This is a genomic window from Streptomyces sp. NPDC055078 (assembly GCF_053607985.1).
On record NZ_JBSGUP010000170.1, the window covers coordinates 1 to 13,323 of the forward strand.

General features: G+C 69.8%; 12 protein-coding genes. 6 read left to right on the plus strand and 6 right to left on the minus strand.

The genetic code is table 11. The features are described 5' to 3' along the window. A partial coding sequence (locus tag ACWF94_RS16690; protein ID WP_453488159.1) for a hypothetical protein occupies positions 1–188 on the minus strand: 188 nt, incomplete at its 3' end. A gap of 238 nt (positions 189–426) precedes the next feature. Between ACWF94_RS16690 and ACWF94_RS16695 the strand changes: the two genes are divergently transcribed. Continuing rightward, positions 427–1,083, plus strand: coding sequence for a response regulator transcription factor (locus ACWF94_RS16695; protein WP_453488160.1), 657 nt, complete (start codon positions 427–429; stop codon positions 1,081–1,083). Then, positions 1,080–2,438 carry a sensor histidine kinase gene (locus ACWF94_RS16700; protein ID WP_453488162.1) on the plus strand — a complete coding sequence of 453 codons (1,359 nt, stop codon included), beginning with the start codon at positions 1,080–1,082 and terminating at the stop codon, positions 2,436–2,438. Before ACWF94_RS16695 ends, ACWF94_RS16700 begins: the two co-directional genes overlap by 4 nt. Positions 2,439–2,601: 163 nt before the next feature. On the opposite strand, the gene ACWF94_RS16705 is transcribed toward ACWF94_RS16700, so the two are convergent. From ACWF94_RS16705 to ACWF94_RS16720, 4 genes are all read right to left on the minus strand, one after another. Further along, a complete protein-coding gene (locus ACWF94_RS16705) occupies positions 2,602–4,410 on the minus strand; it encodes a glycosyltransferase (RefSeq protein WP_453488164.1) in 1,809 nt (602 codons plus the stop codon). Beyond that, positions 4,407–4,580, minus strand: coding sequence for a hypothetical protein (locus tag ACWF94_RS16710; protein WP_453488166.1), 174 nt, complete (start codon positions 4,578–4,580; stop codon positions 4,407–4,409). The genes ACWF94_RS16705 and ACWF94_RS16710 overlap by 4 nt, the downstream gene beginning before the upstream one ends. A gap of 112 nt (positions 4,581–4,692) precedes the next feature. Beyond that, positions 4,693–5,943 (minus strand): nucleotide sugar dehydrogenase, encoded by a 1,251-nt coding sequence (locus ACWF94_RS16715; protein WP_453488168.1) that lies wholly within the window; start codon positions 5,941–5,943, stop codon positions 4,693–4,695. Between the two features lie 714 nt (positions 5,944–6,657). Beyond that, positions 6,658–7,110, minus strand: a complete 453-nt coding sequence (locus ACWF94_RS16720; protein ID WP_453488170.1) for an ATP-binding protein — start codon at positions 7,108–7,110, stop codon at positions 6,658–6,660. Between the two features lie 339 nt (positions 7,111–7,449). Between ACWF94_RS16720 and ACWF94_RS16725 the strand changes: the two genes are divergently transcribed. From ACWF94_RS16725 to ACWF94_RS16735, 3 genes are all read left to right on the plus strand, one after another. Further along, the gene (locus ACWF94_RS16725; protein WP_453488172.1) at positions 7,450–8,310 is read left to right on the plus strand and encodes a helix-turn-helix domain-containing protein; all 861 of its coding nucleotides are present in this window, start codon (positions 7,450–7,452) and stop codon (positions 8,308–8,310) included. Further along, positions 8,307–8,540, plus strand: a complete 234-nt coding sequence (locus ACWF94_RS16730) for a DUF397 domain-containing protein (protein WP_453488174.1) — start codon at positions 8,307–8,309, stop codon at positions 8,538–8,540. The genes ACWF94_RS16725 and ACWF94_RS16730 overlap by 4 nt, the downstream gene beginning before the upstream one ends. Before the next feature lie 174 nt (positions 8,541–8,714). Then, on the plus strand, positions 8,715–9,491 hold the full coding sequence (locus ACWF94_RS16735) for an SAM-dependent methyltransferase (protein ID WP_453488179.1): 777 nt from the start codon (positions 8,715–8,717) through the stop codon (positions 9,489–9,491). Positions 9,492–9,721: 230 nt separating this feature from the next. Here the strand turns inward: ACWF94_RS16735 and ACWF94_RS16740 are convergent, their stop codons facing one another. Next, the gene (locus tag ACWF94_RS16740; protein WP_453488175.1) at positions 9,722–10,312 is read right to left on the minus strand and encodes a lytic polysaccharide monooxygenase auxiliary activity family 9 protein; all 591 of its coding nucleotides are present in this window, start codon (positions 10,310–10,312) and stop codon (positions 9,722–9,724) included. 790 nt (positions 10,313–11,102) lie between these two features. Between ACWF94_RS16740 and ACWF94_RS16745 the strand changes: the two genes are divergently transcribed. Next, on the plus strand, positions 11,103–13,250 hold the full coding sequence (locus tag ACWF94_RS16745) for a SulP family inorganic anion transporter (protein ID WP_453488177.1): 2,148 nt from the start codon (positions 11,103–11,105) through the stop codon (positions 13,248–13,250). Positions 13,251–13,323: the final 73 nt, after the last annotated feature.

Below are 13,323 nucleotides of genomic sequence, written 5' to 3' on the forward strand. Positions count from 1 at the left end.
GGAGCGGCGGCCGACCCGCCCGGCGGGTCGGGCACCGCGGCGCACCCCGCCCACACCAGGGCTCCGGCCCCGGTGAGCGCCACCAGCGTCAGCAGGGCGGTCCGGCCGGCGGAAGCGCGTCTGCGCCGCCGCGAACGGGTGGCGGTGTCCGGGCGGTCCGGGGCGGCGGTGAGCCGCTGGTGCGACATGGTCGATCAGCCTTCGTGAGGAGTGAACGGCGGTGGTGTGTCCATGGGGAGCCGTCGTCCGGGTGGTGTCTACCAGTGGACGTCATCGGGCGTGCGGCCACGGTGAGCGAAGCCGCTCACGCTGTCTTCACATCGGACCCGGATACTTGACTACTCAATCCGGTTCGGCTAGTTCCGGTTCGGCTTGATCCGGTTGGCTTGAACCGGGCCGGCGCGGTGAGGGAGCGGCAGGAGACGTATGAGGGTGCTCGTGGTTGAGGACGAGGAGATGCTCGCCGATGCGATGGCCGAGGGGCTCCGCCAGGAAGGGTTCGCGGTGGACGTCGTCCACGACGGCGCGTCGGCGCTGGAGAACGCCTCGGTGCACACGTACGACGTGATGGTCCTCGACCGGGACCTTCCCCTGGTCCACGGCGATGAGGTCTGCCGCCGTACCGTCGCCTCCGGTTCCGGGGTACGGGTGCTGATGCTCACCGTCTCCACCACGGTGGCCGAGCGGGTCGCCGGACTCGGGCTCGGGGCCGACGACTATCTGACCAAGCCCTTCGCCTTCGCCGAACTGGTCGCCAGGATCCGCGCCCTGGGCCGCCGCTCCCGGCCCGTGGTGCCGCCGGTGCTGGAGCGGGCGGGCATCCGCCTCGACACCCATCTGCGCCAGACCACCCGGGAGGGCAAGTACATCTCGCTGTCCCGCAAGGAGTTCGCCGTACTGGAGGAACTGCTGCGGGCCGAAGGCGCCCCGGTGTCGGCCGAGGCGCTGCTGGAGCGGGCCTGGGACCAGAACGTCGACCCCTTCACGACCGTCGTACGGGTCACCATGCGCTCCCTGCGGCGCAAGCTCGGCGGCGAGCCGGTCATCGAGACGCTGACCGGCGTCGGCTACCGCATCCGATGATCCTGCGAGCCCTCGGCGGCAGTCTCAGGGTCCGGCTCACCGTCGTCTTCGGGCTGATGTTCTTCGTCGCGGGCGCCGCCATCTTCGGCGGTGCGCTGATCCTGGTCGGCAACAGCATGGAGTACACACTCCAGTTGCCGTTCCCGACCGTGGAGTCGACGACGGTCCCGCCCCGGAACCCGGAGCCCCGGGAGCGGACACCGGCCCGCCCCACGGATGTGCCCGCCCCCGCCGGAAAGCCGTCGAAACCCCCGCAGTCGGAGGCCGGGACGGACGGCCCGGACGGCCTCGGCCGGCAGGGAGCCGGCCCGCGGGAGTCCGTGAAGCCGGTGGCGCCCGTGCTGATCGACCCGGCGTCCCGGGCCGCGATCCTCGACTCCATGCGGCGCAACCTCATGGCCAAGGGCGGGATGACCGTCCTCGGGGTGGGCGTCGTCGCCACCACCATGGGCTGGCTGGTCGCGGGCAGACTGCTGCGCCCGCTCAGCCGTATCACCTCGACCGCCGAGCGCATCGCGGGCCGCACCCTGCACCAGCGCATCGACCTGGACGAGCCGCCGGGTGAGGTGAAACGCCTCGCCGACTCCTTCGACAGCATGCTGGACCGGCTGGACGAGGCGTTCGCGGGCCAGGACCGGTTCATCGCGAACGCCGCGCATGAACTCAAGACCCCGCTGGCCGTGGGGCGCACCCTGGTCGAGGTCGCCGTCGCCCGGCCGTCCGCGCCCCCCGAGGTGCGGCGCCTCGGCGAGAACCTGCTCGCCGTCAACGAGCGCCACGAGCGGCTGATCGACTCACTGCTGACCCTGGCCCGCGCCGAGAGCACCGTCACCGGCGCCCTGCCCGTCGACCTCGGGCAGATCGCGGCGGCCGTCCTCACCCTCGCCGGACCCGGCGCGGCGGAGCGGGGCATCACCGTCGAGGCCGCGCCCGGCCCGGCGCCCGCCGTGGGCGATCCCGTCCTGCTGGAACAACTCGTCCGCAATCTGGTCGACAACGCCATCAAGTACAACGTCAGGAACGGCTGGCTCCGGGTGGAGACCGGCGTCGGCCCCTCGGGCGCGCACATCTGTGTGGCCAACACGGGCGCCGTCATCAGCGCCCATGAGATCCCCGTCCTCTTCGAGCCCTTCCGGCGGCTGACCGATCGCGTCGGCTCCGCCCGGGGCAGCGGACTGGGTCTTTCCATCGTGCGCGCGGTGGCGCGGACCCACAAGGGCGACGCCACCGCCGCACCCCGCCCCGACGGAGGGCTGGTGGTGACGGCGACCGTGCCCGCCGCCCCCGCCGTGGCGGGCCGCGCCGGCCGGCACCGCGCGGCGGCCGAACCGGCGCGCGGGCTGCCGGGGCCCTGAGTGAACCACGGCCCGGCCGGGGTGCGTGGCCCGTGTGTTGTGCCCCGGCCCGGAGCCGCGCCGTCGAACGCGGCCCCGTCCGCCCGGCGGGGGGTACACCGGGCGGACGGGACGGCGTTCGGCGATCGGCGCGCTCAGCGGGCGGGCCCCGCCCGGTTCGGATTCACCGGTTGTGTATCTCCCAGGACGGCTCGGTGCGCGGCTCCAGAAGCCGGGCCGGTGCGCCGAGCGGTGCCTGCGGATAGGGCTGGGCGTACGCGTACGGCTGGTCGTACGCCTGCTGTTGCTGTCCGTGCGGCACCGGCCGCAGCTGCTCGTACGGGCTTTGTTCCTGCCCGTACGCCACCGGTCGCTGTTGTCCGTACGGCTGTTGTTGTTGCCCGTACGGCACCGGCTGCGGCTGTCCGTACGGCTGTTGCTGTCCGTACGGCACGGGCTGTGGCTGCTCGTACGGCTGCGGCTGTCCGTACGGATCCTGATGCGCGTACGGGTCGTACGGGTCATACGGCCCGGTCGGCTCGGTCGGCCCATAGGGCTCAGCCGGACCGTATGCCTCCGCCTCACCGAACGGCTGCGCGTCCGGGACGCCGGGAGCCTCGGGCGCGGACTGCCCGCCCGGGTCCAGCGAGACCTCCGCACCGCCCTGCCGGGTGCCCCAGCCCGTGTTGGCGCAGGTGGCGGCCCCGTACCAGCGCATGAAACGCAGCACCGTCCAGGCGAACACCACGGCCAGCGGCATAAGCATCCACGTCACGAGCCGGGAGCGGATGCGTTCGTCGGAGCGGATGATGCTCAGATACCGCAGCCCCTGCGCCCAGCCGATGAAGAACGGGATCAGCAGGAACGACGCGTCCGGGTTGTTGCCGTACTTCAGCGGTTCGATCGCCAGCAGCCACACCAGCACACCGGTCGACAGGGCCACCTGGAACCAGCGCAGCAGATGGATCCAGTACGCCACCCCGGTCACCGGCAGATAGCGCATCCGCCACAGGGAGCGGATCGTCGAACCGCGCATCCAGCGCAGATACATCCGGCACAGATGCCCGAACTTCTCGGGCATCGCGGAGAACACGACCGCCGTGGGCTGCTGGACCGTCTTCCCCCGCAGCAGGGCGTACAGGGTGAGCAGGCTGTCGTCGGACATCATCACCGGCTTGCCCCGGAACGTCTCGCTCAGATACGCGTCGAGGTTGTCCCTGATCACCTCGGCCCGGTAGGCCGCCAGTGGACCGGAGTTGACCAGCACCGCGCCCACCGTCGACAGCGCCGACCGGTCCACGAGCTGCCCCGTCAGCAGCCAGAGGTCGGTGATCCGCGACAGCAGATTGACCCGGTGGTTGGTGGCCAGGACGATCCCGGCCACCGACTGGACCGACCGCCGGCCGAACGGCAGGAGGACCTCCTCGATCGCGTTGGGCGCCAGACAGCTGTCGCTGTCGAGCGTCACATAGACATCGGCCTCGGGGCTGGCCAGGACCCCATGGCCCTGGGCGTGGCGCTTGCCGCCGTTGGGCACCCGCTGCCAGGTCGTCCGGATTCCCGCCCGGCGGGCGGAGTCGAGCCACCACCGCCGTACGGCGGCGTAGTCCGTACTGGTCGAGCCGTCGTCGACGATATGCACACTGTCCGGCAGCCGGGTCTGGTCCAGCAGCGACTGGAGCCCCATCCGCAGATAGCCGTCGTCCTCGTTGTACGCCGGCACCAGGACGGCGACATGCAGATCGGCGAGCTGGCGGAGGATGCGCGGAGTGGCCCGGTGGGGCCGGTCCAGGTGGTACATCACCGTCTGGGCCATCAGCAGGACGAAGGTGATCGCCCACACCACACCCAGCCGGCCCCGGGTGGCGTCCCCGTAGTGGGTGGCGGAGATGGCGTGCTGCGCGGCCCAGGCCGCCGCCGCGGTGAGCGCGATGGCTCCGGCGAGGACGGTGCCGGAGTGGTGCGGATGGGCGGCCAGGGCTCTCGGGGTCATCGTTCGCCGATGGTGCGGTCGCGGCGGAAGCTGAAGCGGATCAGCACGGCCCCGGCACACACGATGAGGGCGGCGATGCCCAGCAGCCACCAGCCGGTGATGACGGTCCCCCCGACCACGATGGCTCCGGCGGCCGAGCCGGTGCGGGCGAGCTGTGAGTTCTCTGACACGGATTCCTCATTCTGCTGCGGGCTTCTGCGGTCTGCTGCGGTCTTTTTCGTGCTTCTTCGGGGTTCTTCGGTGGACATCGCCGGCAGGGGCCGGCCGGCCCCGGTGGGCGGCTCAGAGCTGCTCCACATGGGCTCCGGCGGGCACCACCCGGCGGGTGTCGAGGACATACGAGGCGTTCTCGTGCACGGCCTCGAAGTCGAACTCGGGATGATCGGTCAGGACCAGGACCGCGTCCGCTGTGGCGAGGTCCAGTGCGGTGGCCGTCTTGAGGTGCTGGACGCCCGGGTGGCCGGCGACATGGGGGTCGACCACCGTGCAGTGCGCGCCCTTGGCGGTGAGCAGTTCGACCACACTGCGGGCGGGGGACTCCCGGGTGTCGGACGTACCGGCCTTGTACGTCAGCCCCAGGGCCAGGAGGCGCGCGCCCTTGAGGCACTTGCCGCTCCGGTTCAGGGCGCTCTGCAGCCGGTCGACCACATAGGCGGGCTGGCGCTCGTTCACTTCCTGCGCGAGTTCCACGAACCGGAAGGTCTCGCCGAGCTGCTGCCGTACGTGGTGGGAGAGATACACCGGGTCGATGGGCAGGCAGTGTCCGCCGACCCCGGGCCCGGGGGTGAAGCGCATGAACCCGAAGGGCTTGGTGGCCGCGCAGTCGAGCGCGTCGCCGACGTCGATGCCGAGCAGATGCCCGAGTTTGCCCAGCTCGTTGACCAGGGCGATGTTGACGTGCCGGAAGGTGTTCTCGAAGACCTTGGACAGCTCGGCCTCCTCCAGCCCCCGGGCGGGCACGGTCTCCTCGACCAGGGTGTCGTAGAACGCCTTGACCCGGGTGAGGCAGCCGGCCGTGAGACCGGAGACGATCTTGGGCGTGTTCTCGAACCGCCAGGTCGTGTTGCCCGGGTCGATGCGCTCCGGGCTGAAGCCGACATGGAAGTCGACGCCGGCCGTGAGACCGGAGCCCTCTTCGAGGAGGGGGACGAGCACATCGCGGGTGGTGCCCGGGTAGGTCGTCGACTCCAGGATCACGGTGGAACCGGGCTCGACGTAGCGGGCGAGGGTGCGGGCCGCGTCACGGACGCAGGTCAGGTCGGGCGCGCGGTTGGTGAGAGGGGTGGGGACCGTGATGACGGCGACGTCGAAGCCCTTGAGGCCGGGGGAGTCCTGCCTGACCCGGTAGGTGCAGGCGGCGAGGGCGTCGCGGAGCCGAGTGGAGGGTATGTCCTCGACGTAGGACTTCCCGGCGCTAAGATGAGAGAATCGTGAGGGGTCCGGCTCATAACCGGTGACGTGATGCCCGGCTTCGGCCGCGCGCATGGCCAACGGAAGCCCGACGTAACCCTGTCCGAGAACGGTGATGTTCATGGCGGTAGTGGTCTTTCTGCTGTGATGCGGATGTGCGCGAGAGGTGTCGACCGCGGCAGGGGTCGACGATGAAGCAGAGCGCGTGACCTTGGATCAGAAGGCGCGCGGTGTGCTTCGGTTGTGGTGCGTAGGCAGCCTCCCGCTTGATGGCATGGATGTGCCCCGGTCATGACGATGCGAGGCGCACGGTCTCCTTTGTGGTCGGTGTGACTTCTACGGTCACTGAGACTCGTGGTGTTGGTGGGATTCCATCGAAGGTGAGCGAGGTGTGTGGTCCTGTTGGGAGTTCTGTGACGGTCGTTGGGCGTGTTCTTCGTCTCACTGTGTGCTCAGCGCTGAGTGCGCGGGGACGGTGAGTAACCACGGACCGGGAGCCGCCTGCCGGGGACCGGCGGCCGATGCCGGGTCCGCGCCGGTACGTGGACGCTCCTGAAGTCGGCGCGTGCGTCCGGGAGTTGGTCCCGGGAGCACACCGAGAACCGCCCCGGGCGGTGCCCGGGGCGGGGATGGCGTTCAGGTGCGGTGCGCGGGGGCTGTGGTGTGGGAAGCCGCGTTCGGCGTGTGCGCTCAGCAGGCCGGGTTCAGAAAGCCGCGTTCACAGTCCACGGTCAGAAGGTCATGTTCGGGGGAGTCGTCTTCAGGGGGTCCCGTTCAGCGGGGCGCGGTCGGTTCGGTCGTGCCGGTCGTGCCCGTCGGTCGGTTCGGTTGTGTCGTTCACTGGTCGTCGGAATCGTCTAAAAGCGCCCAGACGACACTCCCGGCCCCATCGCCGCGACTGCGCACCCCCCAGTCCTTCGCGACCGCCTCCACCAGATACAGCCCCCGCCCGCGCGCCTCGTCGGCAGCCGCGACATGGGGTCTGATGTGCGCCCCCACGCTGCCCTGGTCCTCGACCTCGATGCGCACCGCGCGCGCCTCCAGTTGGACGCAGCAGGTGACCAGGAGACCTCCGGTATGGCGCACCGCGTTGGTGACCAGCTCGCTGATCACCAGGGCGGCCGACTCCCGGAGGTCCTCACTGCGCGCGTACCCGTCGAGATAGCTGCGGACGATACGGCGCGCGACGGTCACCGAGCGGCCCAGCGCCGGGAGTTCGAAGAGACAGCTTCGGTCGGTACCGGAGCGCTGGTCGGTGCGTCCGGCGGAGCGGGTGGCGAAGAGAGTCACGGGCGATTCCTCACGGTGGGCGCTGCCGGACCGGGGGCGCCCTCCCTGTGGATCACGGATGCGCCCCTGCTGCGGGTGTCTCACCCACCCCCGCCGATCCGCGGCGGGCGATGGCTGCGCCCGCTCGGCCGAGGCGTCAACAAGCCCGCACACACGGCTCGTTGGCCTTTTCGGACCGTACTTGAGTGAGTTGAGTCACTTCCGTAACTATGAGCGTCCGTAGCATCGTTGGCAAGTATCACTGTGCACTGTGCGTTGTTGAACTCCTGTTCTGTGCACTGCGTCCTGCTCATGGCACACTGCGTCCCAACAATCAGTCGGAGACAGGGGGTTGTGGTCGTGAGTGAGGCGCGGTCCGCACCCACGGTGCTCCAACTGGTACTGGGCAGAAGGCTGCAGAATCTGCGCAAGGCCGCGGGGATGACCGCCATGGAGGTGGGCCGGCAGCTGCGCCAGGCCCACACCACGGTGACGCGGATGGAGCGGGCCGAGGTCGCGCTGCGCTATGTGACCGTGTCGGCGCTGCTCGATCTGTACGGGGTCGGCGGGTCGGAGAAACGTGACTTCCTCGATCTGAGCGAGAAGGCCAATACCTCCGGCTGGTGGCAGCGGTACCGCGATGTGCTGCCGGACATCTTCAGCCTCTACGTCAGCCTGGAGGCTTCGGCCGCGCAGATCCGGACGTACGAACCGCACTTCGTGCCCGGCCTCCTCCAGACCGAGGAGTACGCCCGGTCCGTGCTGCGGCTCGGGTTCCCCCGGGTCGAGCGGGAGGAGCTGGACCGCCGGGTCGGTCTGCGCCGGGAACGACAGCTCGTGCTCACCCGCCAGGACGCCCCCCGGCTGTGGGTCGTCATGGATGAAACGGTTTTGCGGCGTCCGGTCGGCGGTTCCCGGGTCATGCGGGGACAGCTCGACCGGCTCATGGAGGCGTGCGAACTGCCGAACGTCGCCCTCCAGATCACCGAGTTCCGCTCCGGCGCGCATCCGGGCGCGTACGGCCCCTTCGCACTCTTCAGGTTCGACGGCTACGACTTCCCCGATGTTCTGTACTGCGAGAGCCTGACCCGCTCCGCCTACATCGAGGGCACCGCGGAGATCGGTGTCTACCGGGAAGTCCTCGACCAGATGATCGTGAAGGCGACACCACCGAGGAAGACCAGAGATGTCCTGTGGGGCATCCGCAAGGAGATGGAATGACCAGGCGTATCCACCATGCCGGCTTCGAACTGGGCGACCAGGAGTGGCGCAAGCCATGGAGCGGCCCCAATGGTGCCTCCTGTGTGGAGGCGAAGAAGCTGTCGGACGGGCGCATAGCGCTGCGCCAGTCCACCGATCCCGACGGTCCGGCCCTGGTCTATACGTCACAGGAGATGTCCGCGTTCATCCAGGGAGTCAAGAACGGCGACGCCGACTTCCTGATCCCCTGACCCGTCCCGTACCGCACCCGACCGGCCGGCGGAGCACGCCGGGCCCCCACCGACCGAGGGAGGACGATCACCGTGACGGACGACGTGACGACTGACTCCGATAGCACCGATAGCACCGACAAATCTCACAGCTCTCACAGCTCTCACAGTTCTGACAGCGCCGACGACTCCGGACTGATCGACACCAGCAAGCCCCATCCCGCCCGGCTGTACGACTACTTTCTTCAGGGCAAGGACCACTACCCCGTCGATGTCGCCGCGGCCGAGCAGGTGCTCTCGTTCTATCCGCAGGCACGCGCCGGAGCGCGGGCCAACCGCCGGTTCATGCACCGGGCCGTCCGGCGGCTCGCCCGGCAGGGCGTCCGCCAGTTCCTGGACGTGGGGACCGGCATCCCCACCGAACCCAACCTCCATCAGATCGCCCAGTCCGTATCGCCCGACGTACGGGTGGTGTATGTGGACAACGACCCCATTGTGCTCCGGCACGCCGAGGCGCTGCTGCGGAGCAGCGCCGAGGGCCGGACCGAGTACGTCCAGGCCGATGTCCGGGACCCCGACGCCATCGTCGAAGGCGCGCGTTCCGTGCTCGACTTCGACCGGCCGATCGCCCTCTCGCTGGTGGCGCTGCTGCACTTCATCCCCGACGCGGACGATCCGGGCGGGCTGGTGCGCAGGCTCATCGAACCCCTGGCGCCCGGCAGCCTGCTGGTGCTCTCCCATGGCACGGCCGACGTCGACCGCGTGACCATGGAGCGCATCGTGGACATCTACCACCGCAACGGGGTGCCGCTGAGGCCGCGTTCGCTGGCCGAGGTCAGTGCCTTCTTCGAGGGGCTCGAACCGGTCGATCCCGGGCTGCGGCTGGTCGGCGACTGGCATCCGGAACCGGGTGGCGCGGGCGGTGACGACGACGGCGTGCCGCTGTACGTCGGCGTCGCGCGAAAGGTCTGAGGGGCGCGGAAGCGCCGGAAGGGCCTGAGGGTCGCCCGAAAGGCCCGCCCGAAGAGCCTGATGAGAGTAGGCCGCGCGCCCGTGCCCGTGGCCGTGGACACACCGGGAACACCGGACACACCACACCCATCCAGCCGTACGGATCCGTACGGCTGGATGGTCGACTACGCGTGGGGAAGTACGCGAATCGCTGTGCGGCCGTGTGCTGGCACACGGGGTCCTGGTGGGCGTCAGAACGTGACGTCGGAGCACGCGTAGAAGGCGTTGTCGGTGTCCGCGACCGTCCAGACACCGAGGATCAGATGCCTGCCGGACTTGTTGGGCAGCACACCCGAGTGGGACACGGTGAAGTCCGGCTGGCGGTCACCGAAGGGCACGGTCAGGAACGGCTGCGGCTCCAGGTCACCACGCGTCAGCGGCTTGGTGGGGTCGTAGCCGTCCTTGGTGATGTAGTAGCGGAAGTCGGTCGTGGCGTGCCGGGCGACCATGCGCCAGGTGAAGGTGTGGCTCTGCCCGGCGCCGACCTGTGTGGTGGGCCAGCTACCGCCGCGCGGGTCGTCCAGTTCGGCGAAGCGGCCGTTGCCGCCCGAGCAGAGCGTGCCGTCGGCGGGGCCCCGCTGCGGGAAGCCCTTGGGCCCTTCGACGCTCCAGGACTCCCACTCGATCTGGCCGCAGTCCTGCACGGTGCCGTTGCCGCAGAGCTGTGACCGGCTGATGGGGGAGTCGACATAGCCGTGGCTCTGCGCGCTGCCCGCGGTGGCGAACAGGGAGGCGCCGACGATGCCGAGGCCGATCAATGACGAGGTGAGCTTTCCGCGCATGCTTCGCTCCTGTGGGGGTGGGGGCGGTCGCGGGCTGGTGGGGAGCCATCGGCGACGCCCTGCGGTCTAGACCAAGTCCGAGAGTAGTCCCACCAGTTGGTCGTGTCGACCGCACAATTCGGGCTGTTGTCCGCCCCGTTCCACCGCTTCTCTCCGGCCCGCCGAGGCCCGCTCCCGTACGCCGCGGGGCCCGCTCCCGTACGCCGAGGGCCCGGCCGGGGAGCACCACAGCTCGGAGCGTCCGCACGGCGGCCGGGGCCTGTGGGGGCCGGACGGTGCCGCTGGTCACAGCGACCGTGGCGGCCTCCCGCGCGATCCGCGCGGCACGCCCGGGGCGCGCCCGCCCATGAGAGATCTCTCATAGCGATCTCACGGGCGGCTCATGGCGTGGGCGCATGCTTCCGGGCGCAGGACATCCCCGGGTGTCACTCCGTGTCGGCCTTCGCCCGCCGGCTCTGCGAGGAGCGTGAAGATGAAGCGGCCGATGGTCAGCGCACGTGACTTCTGGCACCGCGTGGCCCCTTAGGGCTCTGCGCTCGCCGCCCGCACCGCCGGACCGGACCCCGGGGACCTCGAAGAGTCCCATGGGCTCCGGTCACCGGGCGATCCCGCCCGTTCCACCGGCACGGTACGCCGAGCCGGTACGGCCGGGAGTTCCTGGCTCCGCCGACCTCGCCGAGCCCCCGGCGGCAGTGCACCCGGGCCCGTTTCTCCCCCCATACGCATCGGCTCGCCGGACACGGGCACCCCCTTGCTCCCCGGCCGGCCCGGATGCGGTGAAAGGAACACTGTGTCAACTGAACGAACTCGTCCCGGTGCGGGCCGGCACGCGAAACGGAGCGGCGGCGGCCCACCGGCCAAATCCGCCGCGTCCCCCTCCCTCTCCGGTTCCATCGGCACCGACTTCGTGGCCTCGGTCGTCGTCTTCCTGGTGGCGCTGCCCCTGTGCATCGGGGTCGCGGCGGCATCGGGAGTCTCGGTGTCGCTCGGGATCATCTCCGGGATCGTCGGCGGTCTGATCGTCGGCTTCCTCCCCGGCAGTACGTTCCAGGTCTCCGGACCCGCCGCCGGACTCGCCGTCCTGGTACTGGAGTTCACCACCGAACACGGAGTGGAACTCCTGGGACCCGTCGTCCTCATCTCCGGCATCCTGCAGATGGGTCTCGGGATGCTGAAGATGGGGCGGCTGTTCCAGTCGATCTCCCTCTCCGTCGTCCAGGGCATGCTCGCCGGTATCGGCCTCCCGCTGATCCTGAGCCAGACCTACGCCCTGGTGGACTCCAAGCAGCTCGGCACCGCCCTGAAGAACCTCGGCGGACTGCCCGATCTGGCCCAGTCGGTGCTGGGGGACAAGCAGAAGGGCGCCGCGCTGATCCTCGGCGGCCTGACCGTGGTGCTCTGCTTCCTGTGGAAGAAGGTCCCCGACCCGGTGGGCAAGATCCCCGCCCCGCTGGTGGCGGTGATGCTGGGCTCGATCGTGGCCTCGCTGCCCGGCTTCGATGTGAACAAGGTCGTCGTCGAGGACCTGCTGGGCGCGATCAACCCGGTGGGCCCCTCCGACCTCGGCGGTCTCCTCGACCCGGCCGTCCTGATGATGATCGTCACCTTCACCATCATCGCCTCGGCGGAGAGCCTGTTCAGCGCCGCCGCCGTGGACCGGATGCACACCGGGGCCCGGACCGAGTACAACAAGGAACTGTTCTCCCAGGGCGTCGGCAACACGGTGTGCGGTGTGCTCGGGGCCCTGCCCATGACGGCCGTCATCGTCCGCAGCGCGGTCAATGTCCAGGCGGGCGGCAAGACGAAGATCTCCCGCATCCTGCACGGCGCCTGGCTGCTCGGCTTCGGCCTGCTGCTCCCCGGACTGCTCGGCCTCATCCCCGTCACCGTACTCGCCGGCATCCTGCTCCACTCCGGCTGGAAGCTCTTCAACCCACCCGCCTTCACCCAGATGTGGAAGGCCGATCGTGGCGAGGGCATCGTCATGATCATCACCACGCTGGCCATCGTGATCGCCAACCTTCTCGAAGGCGTGCTCGCCGGGCTGGCCGTCGCGATCGTCCTCACCGTGCTGCGGATGTCCACCATGACCATCCACAAGACCACCGAGGGCGACTTCGGGAAGCTGGAGCTGCGCGGCAACGCCACCTTCCTCCGCCTCGCCAAACTGATCGACGCCATGGAGTCCATCTCCGACAAGGCCCGCGTCCAGATCGACGCCCGGGGCATCTCCCACCTCGACATGGCGTGCAGCGCCCAGATCGAGGAGTGGGGCGAGCAGCGCCGCAAGGCCGGTACCGAGCACGTCGAGATCCTCCTCCCCGGTGACCGGCCCGAAACGGCCGAGGCGACCGAGGCGGTGGAGGCTGTGGAGTCGCCGGCCGAGGTCGAGGAGCAGGTCCTCACACCGTCCGGGCCCGAGCCGGCACGGCCGTACGTTCCGGAGCCGGACCCGGTCCCGTATCTGACGGCCCAGGGTTACACACACGGCCACCTGCAGCCCGGGAGCCCCTACGCACGCCAGCACCAGCACGCGCAGCAGCACCAGTACCAGAGCGGTATGGGCGGACAGGTGTACAAGCGCGCGGCACAGCAGCAGCAGTACATGCAGCAGTCCCAGGTGCATCTGCCCCACCCGGCGCACGGCCAGGGCCCCGTACAGCAGCAGCCCCAGCAGCCCTACCCCCAGCAGTACATGCAGCAGCAGACACCGCAGGGGTACGGTCCGGACGGCACCCCGCCCCAGGGCGTCCCCGTCCAGGGCACCGGGCCCCAGGGCGTCCCGGCCCAGGACCCCGGTGTGCCGGGACAGGATCTTTCCGGGTACGGCCCGCCCGGATACGGGCGTCAGGAGTACGACCCGTCCGTCGACGGCGGCTACTGGGGCCCCGACGACGACTGGGCGGTCCGCCGGTACAACGAAGGGAACCCTTACTGACCCCAGGACAGTTTTCGCATGTCCATGAATTGCAAAAAATTGCAATTCATTAGATGCTTGGCTGTCTGTATTC